The organism is Allobosea sp. P4_H5, assembly GCF_056400825.1.
Genome location: NZ_JBFUKM010000002.1, coordinates 1 through 17573, shown reverse-complemented (window position 1 = coordinate 17573; position 17573 = coordinate 1). Strand labels below are relative to the sequence as shown.

Sequence of the window (17573 nt, the reverse complement as noted above, 5' to 3'; positions counted from 1 at the left end):
CATCACGCATGCTCCATATGGATGCGCTCGCGCAGGTCGTGGACGATGTCGACGAACTCGGCGGTGAAGGTCGTCTCCAGCGTGCGCGGGCGCGGCAGCTCGATCTTGCTGATCTTGACGATCCGTCCGGGCCGGCGGCTCATCACATAGACGGTGTCGGCGAGATAGACCGCCTCGCGCAAATCGTGCGTCACCAGCACGGCGGTGAAGCGCTTTTCCAGCCAGAGCGCCTGCATCACGCCCCAGAGCTCCTCGCGGGTAAAGGCGTCGAGCGCCCCGAAGGGCTCGTCGAGCATCAGGATCTCGGGCTCGTGCACCAGCGCCCGGCACAGGCTCGAGCGCTGCTGCATGCCGCCCGAGAGCTGCCAGGGGAACTTGTCGCCGAAGCCGCCGAGGCCGACCGAGGCGAGCAGTGTCTCGACCCGCTCGATATACTCCGCCTTGTTCTTGCGGAAGCGGCGCTTGTGCGGCTCGACCACTTCGAGCGGCAGCAGGATATTGTCGCGCGTCGTGCGCCAGGGCATCAGCGTCGGCGCCTGGAAGGCCATGCCGACGCCGCGGATCGGGCCCTTGACCGGCTGGCCATGGACGCGGACCTCGCCGCCGCTCGGCGGCAGCAGCCCGGTGACCAGCTTCATCAGCGTGGACTTGCCGCAACCGGAGGGGCCGACCACGGCGATGAACTCACCCTTGGCGATGTCGAGCGTCGCATCCTCCAGCGCCAGCATGCGCGAGGGGCCGCTGCCATAGGCGAGGCTGACCTTGCGCAATTCGACGAGGGGGGTGTCGGAGGAAGCCGGCATGAAGGGCGTCATTCTCGGGCTTGCGCCAAGGCTGTCGGATGGGTGCGCAGGACCCCGCCGCTCCCTTCTCCCCTTGCGGGAGAAGGTGGCCCGAAGGGCCGGATGAGGGGTCGCTCTGGCCTAAGAAATCTCGGGAAACGCAGCGTCGAACTAACGATCGGCGTCGTGAGACCCCTCACCCCAACCCTCTCCCGCAAGGGGAGAGGGGGCAGGTCGCGGTCACGCCTCACGGCGCGACCATGCGCTCCGCCTTGGGCGGCAGGTACTTGTTCGTGAACACCTTGTCCGGCGCCGGCGCCGCGGGCAGACCGAAAGCCTCCGCGACATCGACGACCGAACGGGCGAAGCGGGCCGGGTCGACATCGCCCATGCCGTTCTCTTTCACATAGGGCGTCAGCACGTTCATCTTGAGCGACAGGTCGAGGCGCTCGGTCTCGAGCTTCTCGTCGATCAGCGGATCGCGCTTCTTCACCGCGGCGAGACCGACGGCCGGATTGGCGGCGACCTCCTTCCAGGCCTTGGCCGTGGCGCGCAGGAAGCCCTTCACCACCTCCGGCTTCTCGGCGAAGGCTGGCGAGACGATGATGCCGTTGCCGTACACGTCCATCTTGTAGTCGGAGTAGTTGAAGGAGACGATGTCCTCCTGCTTCACGCCGCGCGCCTTGAGGTCGAGCACCGACGAGAAGAAGTGCCCGCTGATGAAGTCGACCGTGCCCTGCACCATCGACTGCTCGCGCAATTGCGGCGTCAGGTTGACGTGATTGACGGTCTTGGCATCGATGCCGACCTTCTTGGCGAAGGCGGGAAAGAGCCGGAACGAGGCGTCGAACACCGGCGCGCCGAGCTTCTTGCCGGCGAGATCGGCCGGCTTGGTGATCCCGGTCTTCTTCAGCGTGTGCACGCCGAAAGGCGGGAAGTCATAGGCCATGAAGACGCAGAGGATCTCCTTGCCGGCGTTCTTGGCGTTGTACTCGATCAGCGAGTTCACGTCGGCGAAGCCGATGTCGTAGGCGCCGGTGGCGACGCGCTGGACCGCGCCGGCCGAGCCCTGGCCGGGATCCATGGTCACGTCGAGCCCCTCGGCCTTGTAGTAACCCTTCTCCAGCGCCACCAGGAAGGGCGAGGTCGGCCCCTGGAACACCCAGTCGAGCGTGAACTTGACCGCTGTCTGCGCTTGCGCCGGGGACATCGCCCCCAGAGCCAGCGCCGCGGCGCCAGCCAATGCGATACGGCGGGTGAATGCCCACGCCAAACCTTCGCCGGCCCGCTGCGAGCCGGACTGCCCCCACTTCACCTCACGAACCATCGAAGCCGACCCCTGCTTATGTTGTACGACGACGCTAGCGAGGCCTTATCGGGAGTCAATCGAGCGACCGGGGTTGTCTGCCGCTTTTTAAGGCAGGCGTTTTCCATCTTGCTGGCAGAAGGCCCGCGGATGTTGCGCCGCACCCGCATATCTGCGAAACCGCGCCCTTCCCTGCCCTATCCAGCGAGACCTGAAGCCAAAATGCCCGCTTTCGACCCCGCGCTGATCGAAGCCGCCCGCGTCTCGGCCGCCTGGCCGTTCGAGGAAGCCAAGAAGCTCGTCGCGCGGCTGCAGAAATCGGGCAAGCAGGAGGCGGTGTTCGAGACCGGCTACGGCCCGTCCGGCCTGCCGCATATCGGCACCTTCGGCGAGGTCGCCCGTACCTCGATGGTGCGCCATGCCTTTCAGGTACTGACCGATGGCGCCATCCCGACGCGGCTGATCGCCTTCTCGGACGACCTGGACGGCCTGCGCAAGGTCCCGGACAACGTCCCGAACAAGGAGCTGCTGGCGCAGCATCTCGGCAAGCCGCTGACCGAAGTGCCGGACCCCTTCGGCACCCATGACTCGTTCGGCCGGCACAACAATGCCCGGCTCTGCGCCTTCCTCGACCAGTTCGGCTTCGACTACGAGTTCAAGTCCTCGACCGACGCCTATCGCGCCGGCGAGTTCGATGCGACCCTGCTCAGGATGCTGGCCCGCTTCGACAAGATCATGTCGATCATGCTGGCGACCCTGCGCGAGGAGCGCGCCGCGACCTATTCGCCCTTCCTGCCGATCCATCCCAAGACCCGGATCGTCATGCAGGTGCCGATCGAGGCGCGCGATGTCGAGGCCGGCACCATCACCTGGACCGATCCAGCGAGCGGCGAGCGCTTCACCACCCCGGTGACCAGCGGCCACGCCAAGCTACAATGGAAGCCTGATTGGGCGATGCGCTGGGTCGCGCTCGGCGTCGACTACGAGATGGCCGGCAAGGACCTGATCGACTCGGTCAAGGTCTCCTCGCAGATTGCCCGCGCCATCGACGGCACGCCGCCGGAAGGCTTCAACTACGAACTCTTCTTGGACGAACAGGGCCAGAAGATCTCGAAGTCGAAGGGCAATGGCCTCACCATCGAGGACTGGCTGAGCTATGGCCCGCCGGAGTCCCTGGCGCTGTTCATGTACTCGCGGCCGCGCGAGGCCAAGAAGCTGCATTTCGACGTGATCCCGCGCGCCGTCGACGACTACCTGCAGTTCCTCGGCGGCTATGACCGGCAGGACTGGAAGAACCGCCTCGGCAACCCGGTCTGGCACATCCATGCCGGCACGCCGCCGCAGCCGGAGGTGATCGCCACCGGCGCGGGCGACAATGCGGTGCGCACGCAGATCTCGTTCTCGCTGCTGATGAACCTCGTCGCCGTCGCGAATTCCGAGGACAAGGCCGTGCTATGGGGCTTCCTGCAGCGCTATGCGCCCGGCATCTCGCCGCAGACGCATCCGCGGCTCGATGCGCTGGTCGGCTATGCGCTCGCCTATTTCCGCGACTTCGTGAAGCCGGCCAAGCACTATCGCCCGGCCGACGAGACCGAGCGCGCAGCCTTCATCGCGCTCGACGCCGCGCTCGCCGCGCTGCCGGCGGGTGCGAGTGCCGAAGAGGTTCAGGACGCTGCACTCGACGTCGCCCGCGCTATCCCGCGCTATCAGAACCTCACGGCCAAGAATGCGACGCCGGAGCGGCCCGGCGTCTCCGGCGACTGGTGGAAGGCGATCTACCAGGTGATGTTCGGCGAGGACCAGGGCCCGCGCTTCGGCTCCTTCGCCGCGATCTACGGCCTCGACAACACCCGTAAGCTGATCGCCAGGGCGCTCGATGGCGGGCTGATCCGCGAGCACGAGGCTTTCCTCGCGGCGCGCCAGCCACTCAGCGCATGAGCGCAGCGGCGGCTGAGGCGGTCGAGAAGGCCATCGCCAGCCGCCGCGCCGTGCGTGCCTTCCTGCCCGATCCTGTCGACCCGGCGCTGGTGCGCCGCCTGATCGAACTGGCGGCGCAGGCCCCGAGCGGCACCAACATGCAGCCCTGGCGGCTGCGCGTGCTCGGCCCCAGGACCCGCGCAAAGCTGGAGACGGCGCTGGTCGCCGCGCTCGACGATCCCTCCCCGCGCGAGGAGGAGTATCGCTACTATCCGGTGACCTTCCGCGAGCCCTATCTCTCGCGCCGCCGCAAGGTCGGCTGGGACCTTTACGGCCTGCTCGGCGTCGCCAAGGGCGACCATGCCGGCATGCGCCGCCAGACCGAAGCGAACCTGCGCTTCTTCGGCGCGCCGGTGGCGCTGATGCTGACCGTCGACCGCGATCTCGAGATCGGCTCCTGGCTCGATCTCGGCGCCTTCGTCCAGACCCTGCTGATAGCTGCGCAGGGCCACGACCTCGAATCCTGCCCGCAGGCGATCTTCGCCAGCTTCCACGGGATCATCAGGCGCGAGCTCGCCATCCCCGAAAGCGAGGTCGTGGTCTGCGGCATCGCGCTCGGCAAGGCCGATCCGGATGCACCGGCAAACCGGCTCGTGCCGGAGCGCGAGCCGGTCGAGGGCTTCACCAGCTGGCTGGATTAGCCCGAGGCTGTTCCGCTCAAAGCAAGAAGTCGGAAGCCGTCAGGTTGATCTCTCCGACGAGCTCGATCTCGAAATCAGCGACCCTGTCGCCATTCATATCGGCTGTGACGAAGGTGCCGCCGTCGCCAATATCGTAACGCACCTCGCCGGCGCCGCCGCTGAAGCCGTCCGTGCCGATGAAGACGAAATCCTGGAAGTCCGGTGTTTCGGTATCGGCATCCACCGGCAGGCTGATGTCGTCCGCGCCTTGCGTGAAATTGTAGATGACGTCGCGCGCGGCAGCTCCCGGAGCGCTCTCACTTTCGGTCCAGTAGACGAAGACGTCCCGGCCCACGCCGCCATGGAGGAAATCCTTGCCGGCGTCGCCCCAGAGCTCGTCCGTGTAGTCAAAATTGGCGGTGTCGTCGCCACCGCCATAGATCGTGTCCGTGCCGTTGCCGCCGCGGAGGAAATCGGCGCCGTCACCGCCTTGGATCGTATCGTTGCCGTCGCCCCCAATGAGGATGTCGCGTTCCTCGCTGCCGGAGAGCATGTCGTTTCCGGCCTCGCCATAGGCGATGCCGCCGCCGATCACCACGTCGTTGCCGTTGCCGGCACAGATCAGGTCGTACTGGCCACCGCCGTCGATGAGGTCGTTGCCATCGCCGCCATAGAGCTGGTCGACGCCTTCACCGCCATAGATCCGGTCATTTCCGCCACCGCCGCGAATGACGTCGAAACCGTCACCGCCGGACAGCACGTCGGCGAGCGCGCCGCCCGTCATGTGGTCGTCACCACCTTTGCCATAGGCGGTCCAACCGGTGGTGCTGGTCTCGGCGACCCAGGTATCGTTACCGTCGGTGCCATCCCAACGGCTCTGCAGAACGTTCAGGCTCATGCCTCAAGTCTCCTTGACAGCTGGCTCACCCGTTTTGATCTCCCCGCCGGCAGGGTCGGCGCGGGTTGCGACATCATGATGGCAAAAGAGCGCGGCCGGGGAACTCCCGACCGCGCTCGCACATCTCGCCGGCGATAGCTCTGATTGCCTGCTTCAGCCCGCCACGGCGGTGTACTCGGTCTCGACCGAGGAATCGTGGAGATGGTGGTCGTAGCCGTAGATGTGGATCGAGATCGCATCGCCCACGCCGCGGTTCTGCATGCGGTGGATGTTCGGCCCGGTCGGCAACATGCAGGCGACATAGCCGGCCTGCCGCTCATACTCCTGCGTCGCCACCGCGCGGCTGGCGTCGATGGCGCGATACCAGGTTTCCGTCAGGGCGCCGGTGACCATGCCGAAGCAGCAGGAGCAGTGATGATCGTGGATGCAGGTCGTGGAGCCTTCGCCCCAGACCATCGCCCAGACGCTGACGGTGTCGTTGCCGGCGAGCAGGTTGCGGGCATAGCCGCCTTGCTTGCGCTGCAGCGGCAGAGCCTGGATCAGATCGGGGATAGCGACGAGCTCGTTGAGGACGGCGCGGGCCGCGGCGAGATAGTCGCGCGAGCAGGTACCCTCATGGGTCCGCAGGGCATTCAGCACCGCGCCGCTCCGCTCCTCGCCGAGAAAGCCCTGCATGTCCCTGATCTCCCGTCCCATCGAATGACAAAAGAATGATAGGCCGGGCCCGGTGGGAACGGTTTGCGATCCGCCGCTCAAAACGCGACAAACTTAGAAACTGATACCAATATCGATCTCAATATGAGAAATAAATTTCTGCTTGCATATGGCGAGTGATATTCTGTTCCGAGGAGATCCAACGCCGTGGCCAGGCTCGATGCCTTCGATCTGCGCATTCTCGCCCTGCTGCAGCAGGATGCGAGCAAGCCGCTGGCGGAGATCGCGGAGGCGGTCGGACTGTCGCCGACGCCGTGCTGGCGACGCATCCAGAAGTTGGAAGAGGCAGGTCATATCAGGCGGCGCGTCGCGCTGCTCGACCGCACCAAGCTGAAGGCCGGCGTCACCGTCTTCATCGCGGTCAAGACGGCGCATCATTCGATGGACTGGCTGGAGCGTTTCCACGCCGCCGTGCAGGACCTGCCCGAGATCGTCGACTTCTACCGGATGAGCGGCGAGATCGATTATCTGCTCAAGGCGTACGTCTCAGACATCACCGCCTATGACGCGCTCTACAAGAAGCTGATCTCGCGGATCGAGCTCAATGACGTCACCTCCATGTTCGCCATGGAGGAGCTCAAATCGACCACGGCGATCCCCCTCGGCTTCGCTGCCGAGGGGTAAAAGCGCATTTTCGAGCGAAGTGGATACCGGTTCGCGTGAAGAAAATGCGCCAAACCAATGCTCTAGCGTTCCTCAACCGAAGCCCTTGCCCTCGGCCGCGAGCTTGCGCAGCAGCGGCGCCGGTTCGAGCGAGGCATCGCCACTTTCCTTTGCCTGCTGCTCCAGCCGCTTGACGATGGTGCCCAGTCCGACACCCTCGGCCCAATGCATCGGCCCGCCGCGCCAGGCCGGCCAGTTGTAGCCGTTGAGCCAGACCGTATCGATGTCGCCAGCGCGCGTGGCTATGCCCTCGTCGAGAATGCGCGCACCCTCGTTGACCATCGGATCGAGCAGCCGCGCCAAAATCTCGTCACCTGTGAAGCTGCGCCGCGTCACGCCTTTGCTGGCCGAGACCTCGGCGATCAGCGCCTCGACGTCCGGATCGCGCTCGCCGGCACGGGCGCCCTCCGGATAGCGGTAATAGCCGCGACCGGTCTTCTGGCCGAACCAGCCGCGCTCGCAGATCGCATCCGCCACCGCCGCGCTCTTGCCGCGCGCCTTGCGGCTGCGCCAGCTGATGTCGTTGCCGGCGAGGTCGGACATGGCGAACGGCCCCATCTTGAAGCCGAAGCCGGTCAGCGCCGCATCGACCTCATGCGGCAAGGCACCGGCGACCAGCAGGCGCTCGGCAGCGCGGGTGCGCGCTTCCAGCAGGCGGTTGCCGACGAAGCCGAAGCAGTTGCCGACCACGACCGGCACCTTGCCGAGCTTGCGCCCCAGGCCGATCGCGGTGGCGACCACATCGTTGGCGACGCCGGCGGGCCGGACGATCTCGAGCAGCTTCATCACATTGGCTGGGCTGAAGAAGTGCAGGCCGAGCACGTCGGCCGGCCGACTCGTCACGGCGGCGATCTCGGCGAGGTCGAGATAGGAGGTGTTGCTGGCGAGGATCGCGCCCGGCTTGGCAATCGTATCGAGCGCGCCAAAAATCTCGCGCTTGACGCCCATCTCCTCGAAGGCGGCCTCGATCACGATGTCGGCTTCAGCCGCGGCCGCGAGCCCGACCGCCGGCGTGATCAGCGCCATGCGCTGCTCACGCACCGCCTCGGTCATCGAGCCGCGCTTGACCGAGAAGCCATAGGTGTCGCGCACCCGGGCATGGCCCTTGTCGATCTGCTCCTGCGTGGTCTCGATCAGCGTCACCGGGATGCCGGCATTGGCGAAGCACATGGCGATGCCGCCGCCCATGGTGCCGGCGCCGACCACCGCGGCGCGCGCGATCGGGCGCGGCTTCACGCTCTCGTCGATGCCCGGCACCTTTGCCGCCTCGCGCTCGGCGAAGAAGACATAGCGCAACGCCTTGGAACGCTCGTCGCCGAGGAGCTTCACGAATAGCGCGCGTTCGGTCGCGAAGCCTTCCGCCAGCGGCAGCGTCAACGCTGCGCGCACCGCCTCGACCAACGCCGCGACGTTCGGCATCTCGCCTGATTTCGCCAGGGCATCCTTGGCCAGCGCCTCGAAGGTCTCGCGCTCGGTGGCCGTCAGCTTGTCGGTGCGCGCGCTCGTCTTCAACGGCGCGCCCTTGCCCGCCAGCTCCTGCGCCAGCGCGATCGCAGCGCCGACGGCATCATTGTCGACGAGCTTGTCGACCAGCCCGAGTGCCAGCGCCTTCTGGGCCGGGATCGGCTCGCCGGAGAGCATCATCGGGAAGGCAGCAGCGGCGCCGATCAGGCGCGGCAGGCGCTGCGTGCCGCCGGCACCGGGAATCAGGCCGAGCTTGATCTCCGGCAGGCCGAGCTTCGCGGCGGGGCTGGCGACGCGGCCATGGCAGGCGAGCGCGACCTCGAGCCCGCCGCCCAATGCGACGCCCTCGATCGCCGCGACGACCGGCTTGCCCGCATTCTCGATCGCGGCCAGCAGATCCGGCAGGATCGGCGGTACCGGCGGCTTGCCGAATTCGCTGATATCGGCGCCGGCGATGAAGGCGCGACCCTTGGCGGCGATGACCAGCGCCGTCACGGTCGGATCGGCCATTGCTTGCGCGAGCGCGTCATTGAGATCGGCCCGGAGCGCGGCCGAAAGCGCATTCACCGGCGGGTTGTCGAGCATCGCGACGGCGATCCCGCCCTGGCGGGTCAATGTGACGGTAGGCATGCGATCTCCACCCTGTCTTGCCGGCGACGCGCTCGCGCCACTGAATTAGTTGAAGCTTAAAATAATGACGGAAGCCCCGCAACGCCCTGAGCCTAAGGGCTTCCTTGACCGGCGCAAGCGCCTCCCCCATCGTCTGCCGCCCGCTTCCAGCGGAGAGAGATTTGAGAAGGTTTGCATGACCGAGACCGTTCTGAGCGAGACCCCGGCCGAGGGCGTCAGGCAGATCACCATGAACCGGCCCGACCGGCGCAATGCGCTCGACCGCGCCACCTATCGGGGGCTGATCGATGCGCTCGCCGCCGCGGATGCCGACGCCTCGGTGCGCGCAGTCGTGCTCACCGGCGCCGGCGGCTGCTTCACCAGCGGCAACGACATCAAGGATTTCGCCGCTGCGGCCGCGACTGGCGTCGGCGCCGAGATCGCTATCGACTTCCTGACCGCGATCTCGACGGCGAAGAAGCCGCTCGTCGCCGCGGCCGAAGGCTTCGCCGTCGGCATCGGCACCACCATGCTGCTGCATTGCGACCTCGCCTTCGCCGGACGCGGCGCCAGCTTCCGCATGCCCTTCGTTAGCCTCGGCCTCTGCCCGGAAGGCGGCTCGAGCTATCTTCTGCCGCTGATCGCCGGCAGCAAGCGCGCCGCTGAATTGCTGATGCTGGGCGAGCCCTTCGGACCTGAGATCGCGCAGGACGCAGGGCTGATCAACGCCGTCACCGAAGACGGCGGCGCGCTCACAGCAGCACTGGAGAAAGCCAAGGCGCTGGCGGCCCTGCCGCCGCAATCGGTCGCGCTGACCAAGGCGCTCCTAAAGCGCGGCAGCGCCGTCGCGGTGGCCGAGACGATCGCGACCGAGGCACGACATTTCGGCGAGCGGCTGAAATCGGCCGAGGCCCAGGCCGCCTTCATGGCCTTCCTGACCAAGCGCTGACGGCGCCCATCCGTCGCGCCGTTGTCGCGGGAATCGCGGAACTTCCTGCTCCTCGTCACGTTGACGCGCGTCGGCGATCGCAAGGAGCAGGATGTGAAGCTGAAGGTCGTCGCCACCCTGATCTACCGCTTCGACCATGAAACGCCGGTGATCGTCGCGATCGAGCCGGCGCGGTCTTCGGATCAGACTATCCTATCCGATCGCCTGCTGGTGGATCAGTCCGTCAATCTGATCCGCGACCTCGACGCCGAAACCGGCGCGCGCCGCTTCCGCGCCGTGCTCTCGGGTCAGGTCTCGATCCAGTATCAGGGTACGGTCGACAACGGCACGCGCCGCCTCCTGCATGCCGATGCGCGCCAGCACGCCTGGGCCGAACTGCCGTCCGAGGTCCTGCCCTATCTGCTGCCGAGCCGCTTTTGCCCCTCCGACAATCTGATGCGCTTCGCCCAGCGCGAGTTCAGCGACATCGAGGCCGGCGGCGCCAAGGTTCTCGCCGTCGTCGATTGGCTGCAGGAGCATGTCGACTACGTCCACGGCGTCAGCAATGCGCAGACTACGGCCGAGCAGACCTTCATCGACCGGGCGGGCGTCTGCCGCGACTTCAGCCATCTCGCCATCGCGCTTTGCCGTGCGCTCAATCTGCCGGCCCGCGCCGTCAGCGTCTATGCAGCCGATCTCGATCCGCCGGACTTCCACGCCGTCTTCGAGGTCTATCTCGACGGACAATGGTGGCTGGTCGATCCGACGCGGCTGGCACCGGTCGACGGCATGGTCCGCATCGCGGCAGGACGCGACGCGGCCGATATCGCCTTCCTGACCAGCGGCAATTTCTGCCAATGCCAGAACCAGTGGGTCGAGGTCAGCCGCATCGAAGACAGCGAGCCGGCGCAGGCGGCCTGAGCCGATGCGCGCTCACGGCGATCAATCATCGTCGTCATCATGGTCGCGCCGGCGCCGACGCCGCCAGCGATAGTAATCATCATCGTGCCAGCGCCGCCGGTAGCCATCATCGTAATAGCGGCGGCGATACCAGCGGCGGCGCCGGCGATCATCGTCATCGTCATCATCGTCGGCCCTTACGGTCGTCGCGGTGAGCGTCGCGCCGGCTATCGCCATGGGTAGGGCAAAGAGAGCCAGCCGCAGCAGCTTCCGCCGTCCTTCGTCGGTATCGCTCGTCATCGTCTCCTCCATATCGGCCATGCCCCATCGCAGCGGGACAACTGGGCGGATTTGGGAAGAACGCGTGGCGAACAGCCCTATTCCCGAGGAGGCTTGCTTGTCTCCAGCGCGATTCAGGCCGGGCGCACCGTGGCCAGTCTCCGCGACTTGAGGAGGCTGCGCGTCAGCGCCGCCAGGAAAAGCACCGCCTGCACCACGACGATGCACGGTCCTGTCGCAACATCGAGATGGAAGCTCAGGATCGTGCCGAAGATGCTCGACGTCACCGCCGCCGCGATCGCTGTCAGGAGCATCAGGTCGAAGCGGCGCGTGGTCAGGAAACCGATCGCGCCGGGCGCTACCAGCATCGCGACAACCAGGATGATGCCGACCGCCTTCAGCGCGGCGACGATGGTTAGCGCCAGCATGGCGAGCAGGCCGAAATGCAGCGCCTTGACCGGTAGCCCAATCGCGCGCGCATGTGCCGGATCGAAGGCGTGCAGCAGGAAGTCACGCCGTTTGACCAGCATGAAGCCGGCGACCGGCAAGGCGATCAGCGCCGTCTCGGCGATGTCGCCCCAGGTCACGCCGAGCATGTTGCCGAACAGGATGTGCAGCAGGTGCTGGTCGCTGTCGACCTTGACGAAGAGCACGAGGCCCAGCGCGAACATGCCGGAGAAGACGATACCCATCACCGTGTCTTCCTTCACCCGGCTGTTCTCCTTGAGATAGCCGATGCCGAAGGCGCAGGTCAGGCCGGCGGCGAAGGCGCCGATGGCGAGCGGCAGGCTTGCGATATGGGCCAGCACGATGCCGGGCAGCACCGCATGCGAGACCGCATCGCCCATCAGCGACCAGCCCTTCAGCACGAGGAAGCAGGATAGGACAGCGCAGACGAGGCCGACCATCACCGCGACGGCGAGGCCACGCAGCATGAACTCGTGCGCGAAGGGGGCGAGCAGCCAGGTTTGGATCAAGCTCATGCCGCCGCTCCCGTGCTGGCGGCGCGGCGCGCGCCGAGGCGGCCATGCTTGGGCGCGAACAGGAAGGCGGCGAGGAACAACAGTGTCTGGAACACGACGATCAGACCACCGGTCGAGCCGTCGAGGAAGTAGCTGGCATAGGCTCCGAGAGCCGACGTAACGACCCCCATCGTCACCGCGATCGCGATCAGGCGACCGAAGCGGTCGGTCAGGAGATAGGCGGTCGCGCCAGGGGTCACCACCATGGCGATGACGAGGCAGGCGCCGACCGTCTGCAGCGCCGCGACGGTGCAGGCCGAGAGGAGCACGAAGAACAGGACCTTCAACCGCGTCGGTGACAGGCCGACGGCGCGCGCCTGATTCTCGTCGAAGAAGACCAGCATCAGATCCTTCCAGCGCAGCAGCAGGATGGCGAGCGAGACGAAGGCGATGATCGCGACCTGAACGACGTCCTCATCGGAGATGCCGAGGATGTTGCCGAGCACGATCGACTGGACGTTGACCGAGGTCGGGTTGATCGAGACGATCATCAGGCCGACGGCGAAGAACGTCGTGAAGACGATGCCGATCACGGCATCCTCCCGCAATTGCGTACGCACCCGGACCAAGGCCATGGCGAGCGCAGCCAGCAAGCCGGAGAAGAAGGCGCCGGCGGCATAAGGAACCTTCAGCAGATAGGCGAGCGCGACGCCGGGCACGATCGCATGTGCCAGCGCATCGCCCATCAGCGACCAGCCCTTCAGCATCAGATAGCAGGACAGGAAGGCGCAGACGCCGCCTACCAGGGCCGAGACCCAGATCGCCTTGACCATGTACTGGTAGCCGAAGGGTTCGAGCAGGAGCTCCATCACGGCTGCCCGTCCTTCCTGCCGGCGGCAGGCTTCTCATGATCGCGATCACCATAGAAGACGAGCGGGCGCTCATCGTCGGTGATCACGGTGACGCGGCGGTCGTCGGCATCGGCATGCAGGCTCGCGCCTTCGAGGCGGAAATGCCGGAGCGCACCACCGAAGGCCCGCTGCAGATTGTCCTGGGTAAAGGTCGTCTCGGTCGGCCCTGCCGCAAGCACCGTCTTGTTGATGATCACGACCTGGTCGCAGAAATCCGGGATCGAGCCGAGATTGTGGGTCGAGACCAGCATCAGCCGCCCCTCCGCCCTGAGTTCGCGCATCAGCCCGACGATCTGGTCCTCGGTCTTGACGTCGACACCGGTGAAGGGCTCGTCGAGCAGGATCACCTGCCCGCCCTGCGCCAGCGCCCGTGCCAGGAAGACGCGCTTGCGCTGGCCGCCGGAGAGTTCGCCGATCTGGCGGCGGCGGAACTCCAGCATGTTGACGCGTTCGAGCGCCTGCTCGGCCGCCTCGCGGTCCGCCTTCCGCGGCAGGCGCATGAAGCCCATATGGCCATAGCGTCCCATCATCACGACGTCGTCGACCAGCACCGGGAAGGTCCAGTCGACCTCCTCGGCCTGCGGCACATAGGCGACGAGGCCGCGCTTCAGCGCCGCGCGAACCTCCATGCCGGCGATGCTGACCAGCCCCTGCGCTGGCTTGAGGAAGCCCATCAGCGTCTTGAAGATCGTCGACTTGCCGGAGCCGTTGACGCCGACCAGCGCGCAGATCGTGCCGGGGCCGAGCGCGAAGGAGGCATCGTTCACCGCGGTGACGCCATTGGCATAGCGAACGGTGACGCCACTGACCACGATCGAAGGCGTCGGCCCCTGCCCCGTGCGGATCTCGGCACTCTGCAGGTTCACTGGCCGAACCCCTTCGCGATCGTGTCGACGGTGACCTCGAGCAGCTTGAGATAGGTTGGGACCGCGCCGCGCGCGTCGGAGAGCGAGTCGACATAGAGCACGCCACCATATTTGGCGCCGGTCTCGCGCGCGACCTGCTTGGCAGCGCGGTCCGAGATCGTGCTCTCGCTGAACACGGCCGGGAGCTTGTTCTTGCGGACGAGGTCGATCAGGCGGCGCACCTGCTGCGGCGTGCCCTGCTCGTCGGCGTTGATCGGCCAGAGATAGGCTTCGCGCCAGCCATAGTCGCGCGTCAGATAGCTGAAGGCGCCCTCGCTGGAGACGAGCCAGCGCTTCTCGGCCGGCACCTTGTCGAGACGAGCGCGCAGGGGCCCGTCCATCGCCTTGATCTGCGCGGAATAGTCGTTGGCATTCTTTGCATAGGTCGCGGCATTGGCTGGGTCGGCCTCGGCCAGGGCCTTGCGGATGTTCTCGACATAGATCAGCGCGCTTGCCGTCGACATCCAGGCATGCGGGTTGGGCTTGCCCTCATAAGGCCCGTCCTTGATGCCCATCGGCACGATGCCATCGGTCACCACGGCGCTCCTGACGTTCTTCACATTGTCGAAGAACTTCTCGAACCAGCGCTCCAGGTTCATGCCGTTCCAGAGCACGAGATCGGCCGATTGCGCCTTCACCACATCAAGCGGCGTCGGCTGGTAGTCGTGAATCTCGGCGCCCGGCTTGGTGATCGACTCGACGATCGCCGCCGTGCCGGCGACGTTCTGGGCGATGTCCTGGATAACCGTGAAGGTCGTGACGACGCGCAGCGGCTTGCCCGGCGCGGCCTGTGCCAGGCCGCTTCCGGCGGAAGCGGCGAGGCCAAGCGTCAGGGTCGCGGCAGCGGCAAGGCCAAGGAAACGGCGGCGCGAGGACATGGTCTCTCCAACAGCGAAACGGGGATGATGCAACGCTATTGCAAATCACTTGCATCTTGTCAACGCAACTGCAAACGAATTGCGACAAGGTGCTTTTGCAAATGCCTCTCAGGGTTGCTACCTCTCGCGCATGAAGGGAATCGACCAGCGCGTGACGGAGTTCGAGCACCAGCTCCGCAAGGCGGGCCTGCGCATGACCCAGCAGCGCCGGCTGATCCTGCGTGTCCTGGCCGAGGCCGACGATCATCCCGATGCGAAGGGCATCTTCACCCGCGCCTTCGTGCATGACCCGACGCTGTCGCTCTCGACCGTCTATCGCACGATGAAGCTGCTGGAGACGCAGGGCGCGATCGAGCGCCATGCCTTCGAGGACGGCGTCTCGCGCTACGAGCATGCCGACCAGGCCCACCACGACCATCTGATCGATGTCGAGAGCGGCGAGGTGATCGAATTCTCCTCGCCGGAGATCGAAGAGCTGCAGGCGAAGATCGCCGCCAGGCTCGGCTACGAGATCGTCCGCCACAAGCTCGAACTCTATGGCAGGAAGCTCGGCCGGAAGGGTCGCCGCAAGCCCGGCGAAGGCTGAAGCCTCAGCCTTTCACGGTATTGAGTTTACCGAATCTCAAGGCCCGCCTTCGATAGCTCACGCAACGGCAACTCGTCCTTTTGCGAAGCATGGCCCTGTTGAGCGATCGTTCCAAAATAATGGTCACCGCCCGCCCGCGGCGGGGCGCCAGCCTCGATACCAAGCTCGTTCTGGGCTGCATGGTCCTGCTCGCGCTCTCGCTCGCACTGGCGCTCGGCCTGATCACCATTCTCGGCAGCGATTATGTCCGTGCCAGCCGCAATCTCGAGGCGCTGACGCTCTACAGGAAAGTGCTGACCGCGGCGAACCGGCTCTCGGCCGAGCGCGGCCCGATGAACAGCGTGCTCGGCGAGGAGCCGGCGGCGGACAGTCCTGCCGCGCGCAAGCTTGCCGAATTCCGCGCATCGAGCGATCAGGCCCTGGCCGAGATCACGCCCGATGACGGTAATGAGATCACCCGGCATCTCGTCGCCCGCGACAAATTGGGCAACGTCCAAGCCAGCCTCGCCGCGGCAAGACGCGCAGCGGATCGGCTGAGCGCACGGCCACTGGCCCAGCGCGACACCACCGAGATCCGCGGCGTGATCGCTGGCATGTTCGGGGTCGTCGAGACGATGCGGCCGGTGGTGGTCGCCGCAATGGCCGAGCTGACGGAGCACGACAGCTCGCTGGCAGGGCATGCCCTGACCGGGCTGATGCTTGGCGATTTGCGCGAATATGCCGGGCGGCTCGGATCCTTCCTCGCCCCCTCGATCGCTGCGCGCGAACCGCTCTCCGTAACGGCTTACGACGAACTCATCCTGACCCATGGGCGTATCCTGCAGATCTGGCAATCGCTGGAACACCAGCTTGCCCTGCACACCGACGCGCCCGAACTGGTCGCCGCCGTCGGCGCGGCGAGAACCCGCTACTTCCGCGATGGGCTCGACCTCATCGCGCGGCTGAGTGCCGAGGGAAAGACGGGCTACTATTCGGTCAACACCGAGCAGATGACCTTGCAGTACGTTCCGACGATGGCGCCGCTGGAACGCCTGCGCGAGAGCTTCCTCGACGACATGCTGGCGCACGCGCAGGCAACCCGCGCGAGCAGCGTTCGCTGGCTTCAGCTCGTCGTTGCCTTCACAGGTCTGATCGTCCTCACCAATCTGCTGCTGCTCGTGCTCGCACGCCGGCGCATCTTCCGCCCGCTGCTGCAGGCCCGCAATCACATCGTGGCACTCGCCGAGGAACGCAATCTCGACCGGCCGACGCGTGTCAACAGGCATAGCGGCGAGATTCATGAGCTGTTCGCTGCCCTTGAATCGCTGCGCCTCAAGCTGCGTGAGCGCCTGCGCCTCACCGAGCGCCTGAAGGTGCAGGCCGAAACCGATGCGCTGACCGGCCTGCTGAATCGCCGCACGTTCGATCGTCTCGGTCAGGACGACTCCGGCTTCGCCGACCTGCCCATCGAAACCGGTCTGATCCTGATGGACATCGATCGCTTCAAGCTGATCAACGACACCTATGGCCATATCACCGGGGATCACGTCCTGCGAACCACAGCGGGGCTGGTGGCGGAAATGGTTCGCAAGAACGACCTCGTCATGCGCTATGGCGGCGAGGAGTTCGCCATCGTCCTGCCGAGCACCTCCCTGCGCACGCTGGCGCGGATCGCGGAAACGCTGCGCGCGGCGATCGCCGAGCAGGCGATCATGCTCGACGACGGGACCGAGTTGCTCGTCACTGCCAGCTTCGGCGTAGCGACCGGCCGACGCGATGGCCCTGGCTGGAAGACATTGATCGAAGCAGCCGATCAGGCGCTCTACACGGCCAAGGCCGAGGGCCGGAACCGGGTCGGAATCGCCGGCGAGCATATGCTCGCCGGTAAGGTCGTGGCCGATCGAGTCAGGGCAGCCTGAGGCCGCCTGAGCCTCAGCCGGCCTTGCGCTTGTTCTGTCGGTTCGCGATCAGGTCGTCGACGACAGCGGGATCGGCCAGGGTGGAGGTGTCGCCGAGCGCGCCATACTCGTCCTCGGCGATCTTGCGCAGGATGCGGCGCATGATCTTGCCCGAGCGGGTCTTGGGCAGGCCGGGCGCGAACTGGATCAGGTCCGGCGAGGCGATYGGGCCGATCTCGTTGCGGACGTAGGAAACCAGTTCCTTCTTCAGGTCCGCCGAGGGCTTCTCGCCCGCCATCAGCGTGACATAGGCG

General features: G+C 66.1%; 18 protein-coding genes. 7 read left to right on the top strand and 11 right to left on the bottom strand.

Going from position 1 to position 17573, the window contains the following annotated elements; genetic code table 11:
- Positions 1 to 2: 2 nt before the first annotated feature.
- Together AC1DS0_RS04060 and AC1DS0_RS04055 are read right to left on the bottom strand one after the other, a co-directional pair.
- Positions 3 to 803, bottom strand: a complete 801-nt coding sequence (locus AC1DS0_RS04060; RefSeq protein ID WP_476813104.1) for an ABC transporter ATP-binding protein — start codon at positions 801 to 803, stop codon at positions 3 to 5.
- A 226-nt stretch (positions 804 to 1029) separates the two neighbouring features.
- Entirely contained in the window at positions 1030 to 2109 is a 1080-nt protein-coding gene (locus AC1DS0_RS04055; RefSeq protein WP_476813103.1) for an ABC transporter substrate-binding protein, read from the bottom strand.
- Positions 2110 to 2310: 201 nt separating this feature from the next.
- Here AC1DS0_RS04055 and AC1DS0_RS04050 point away from each other — a divergent pair, with 201 nt between their 5' ends.
- Positions 2311 to 4026, top strand: a complete 1716-nt coding sequence (locus AC1DS0_RS04050) for a lysine--tRNA ligase (RefSeq protein ID WP_476813102.1) — start codon at positions 2311 to 2313, stop codon at positions 4024 to 4026.
- Positions 4023 to 4706: a nitroreductase gene (locus AC1DS0_RS04045; protein ID WP_476813101.1), complete on the top strand. Its 684-nt coding sequence runs from the start codon at positions 4023 to 4025 to the stop codon at positions 4704 to 4706. The genes AC1DS0_RS04050 and AC1DS0_RS04045 overlap by 4 nt, the downstream gene beginning before the upstream one ends.
- 16 nt (positions 4707 to 4722) lie before the next feature.
- On the opposite strand, the gene AC1DS0_RS04040 is transcribed toward AC1DS0_RS04045, so the two are convergent.
- Together AC1DS0_RS04040 and AC1DS0_RS04035 are read right to left on the bottom strand one after the other, a co-directional pair.
- Positions 4723 to 5583, bottom strand: a complete 861-nt coding sequence (locus tag AC1DS0_RS04040; RefSeq protein ID WP_476813100.1) for a calcium-binding protein — start codon at positions 5581 to 5583, stop codon at positions 4723 to 4725.
- Positions 5584 to 5736: 153 nt separating this feature from the next.
- A complete protein-coding gene (locus AC1DS0_RS04035; protein ID WP_476813099.1) occupies positions 5737 to 6258 on the bottom strand; it encodes a cysteine dioxygenase in 522 nt (173 codons plus the stop codon).
- A 186-nt stretch (positions 6259 to 6444) separates the two neighbouring features.
- Here AC1DS0_RS04035 and AC1DS0_RS04030 point away from each other — a divergent pair, with 186 nt between their 5' ends.
- The gene (locus AC1DS0_RS04030; protein ID WP_476813098.1) at positions 6445 to 6921 is read left to right on the top strand and encodes an Lrp/AsnC family transcriptional regulator; all 477 of its coding nucleotides are present in this window, start codon (positions 6445 to 6447) and stop codon (positions 6919 to 6921) included.
- Between the two features lie 72 nt (positions 6922 to 6993).
- Here AC1DS0_RS04030 and AC1DS0_RS04025 read toward each other — a convergent pair whose 3' ends face one another.
- Positions 6994 to 9054: a 3-hydroxyacyl-CoA dehydrogenase NAD-binding domain-containing protein gene (locus AC1DS0_RS04025; RefSeq protein ID WP_476813097.1), complete on the bottom strand. Its 2061-nt coding sequence runs from the start codon at positions 9052 to 9054 to the stop codon at positions 6994 to 6996.
- A 175-nt stretch (positions 9055 to 9229) separates the two neighbouring features.
- Between AC1DS0_RS04025 and AC1DS0_RS04020 the strand changes: the two genes are divergently transcribed.
- Both AC1DS0_RS04020 and AC1DS0_RS04015 read left to right on the top strand, forming a co-directional pair.
- Positions 9230 to 9982, top strand: a complete 753-nt coding sequence (locus AC1DS0_RS04020; protein WP_476813096.1) for an enoyl-CoA hydratase-related protein — start codon at positions 9230 to 9232, stop codon at positions 9980 to 9982.
- A 93-nt stretch (positions 9983 to 10075) separates the two neighbouring features.
- Positions 10076 to 10882, top strand: a complete 807-nt coding sequence (locus AC1DS0_RS04015) for a transglutaminase-like domain-containing protein (RefSeq protein ID WP_476813095.1) — start codon at positions 10076 to 10078, stop codon at positions 10880 to 10882.
- A 21-nt stretch (positions 10883 to 10903) separates the two neighbouring features.
- Here the strand turns inward: AC1DS0_RS04015 and AC1DS0_RS04010 are convergent, their stop codons facing one another.
- The 5 genes from AC1DS0_RS04010 to AC1DS0_RS03990 form a co-directional block, all read right to left on the bottom strand.
- Positions 10904 to 11182, bottom strand: a complete 279-nt coding sequence (locus tag AC1DS0_RS04010) for a hypothetical protein (protein WP_476813094.1) — start codon at positions 11180 to 11182, stop codon at positions 10904 to 10906.
- Between the two features lie 92 nt (positions 11183 to 11274).
- Positions 11275 to 12123 (bottom strand): metal ABC transporter permease, encoded by an 849-nt coding sequence (locus tag AC1DS0_RS04005; RefSeq protein WP_476813093.1) that lies wholly within the window; start codon positions 12121 to 12123, stop codon positions 11275 to 11277.
- Positions 12120 to 12971, bottom strand: coding sequence for a metal ABC transporter permease (locus AC1DS0_RS04000; RefSeq protein ID WP_476813545.1), 852 nt, complete (start codon positions 12969 to 12971; stop codon positions 12120 to 12122). Before AC1DS0_RS04000 ends, AC1DS0_RS04005 begins: the two co-directional genes overlap by 4 nt.
- Complete coding sequence (locus AC1DS0_RS03995; protein WP_476813092.1) at positions 12971 to 13879, bottom strand: manganese/iron ABC transporter ATP-binding protein; 909 nt, start codon at positions 13877 to 13879, stop codon at positions 12971 to 12973. Before AC1DS0_RS03995 ends, AC1DS0_RS04000 begins: the two co-directional genes overlap by 1 nt.
- Complete coding sequence (locus AC1DS0_RS03990) at positions 13876 to 14796, bottom strand: metal ABC transporter substrate-binding protein (protein WP_476813091.1); 921 nt, start codon at positions 14794 to 14796, stop codon at positions 13876 to 13878. The genes AC1DS0_RS03995 and AC1DS0_RS03990 overlap by 4 nt, the downstream gene beginning before the upstream one ends.
- Positions 14797 to 14926: 130 nt before the next feature.
- Here AC1DS0_RS03990 and AC1DS0_RS03985 point away from each other — a divergent pair, with 130 nt between their 5' ends.
- Together AC1DS0_RS03985 and AC1DS0_RS03980 are read left to right on the top strand one after the other, a co-directional pair.
- The gene (locus tag AC1DS0_RS03985) at positions 14927 to 15382 is read left to right on the top strand and encodes a Fur family transcriptional regulator (protein ID WP_476813090.1); all 456 of its coding nucleotides are present in this window, start codon (positions 14927 to 14929) and stop codon (positions 15380 to 15382) included.
- A 341-nt stretch (positions 15383 to 15723) separates the two neighbouring features.
- A complete protein-coding gene (locus AC1DS0_RS03980) occupies positions 15724 to 17280 on the top strand; it encodes a GGDEF domain-containing protein (RefSeq protein ID WP_476813089.1) in 1557 nt (518 codons plus the stop codon).
- Between the two features lie 13 nt (positions 17281 to 17293).
- On the opposite strand, the gene AC1DS0_RS03975 is transcribed toward AC1DS0_RS03980, so the two are convergent.
- A partial coding sequence (locus tag AC1DS0_RS03975; protein ID WP_476813088.1) for an AMP-binding enzyme occupies positions 17294 to 17573 on the bottom strand: 280 nt, incomplete at its 5' end.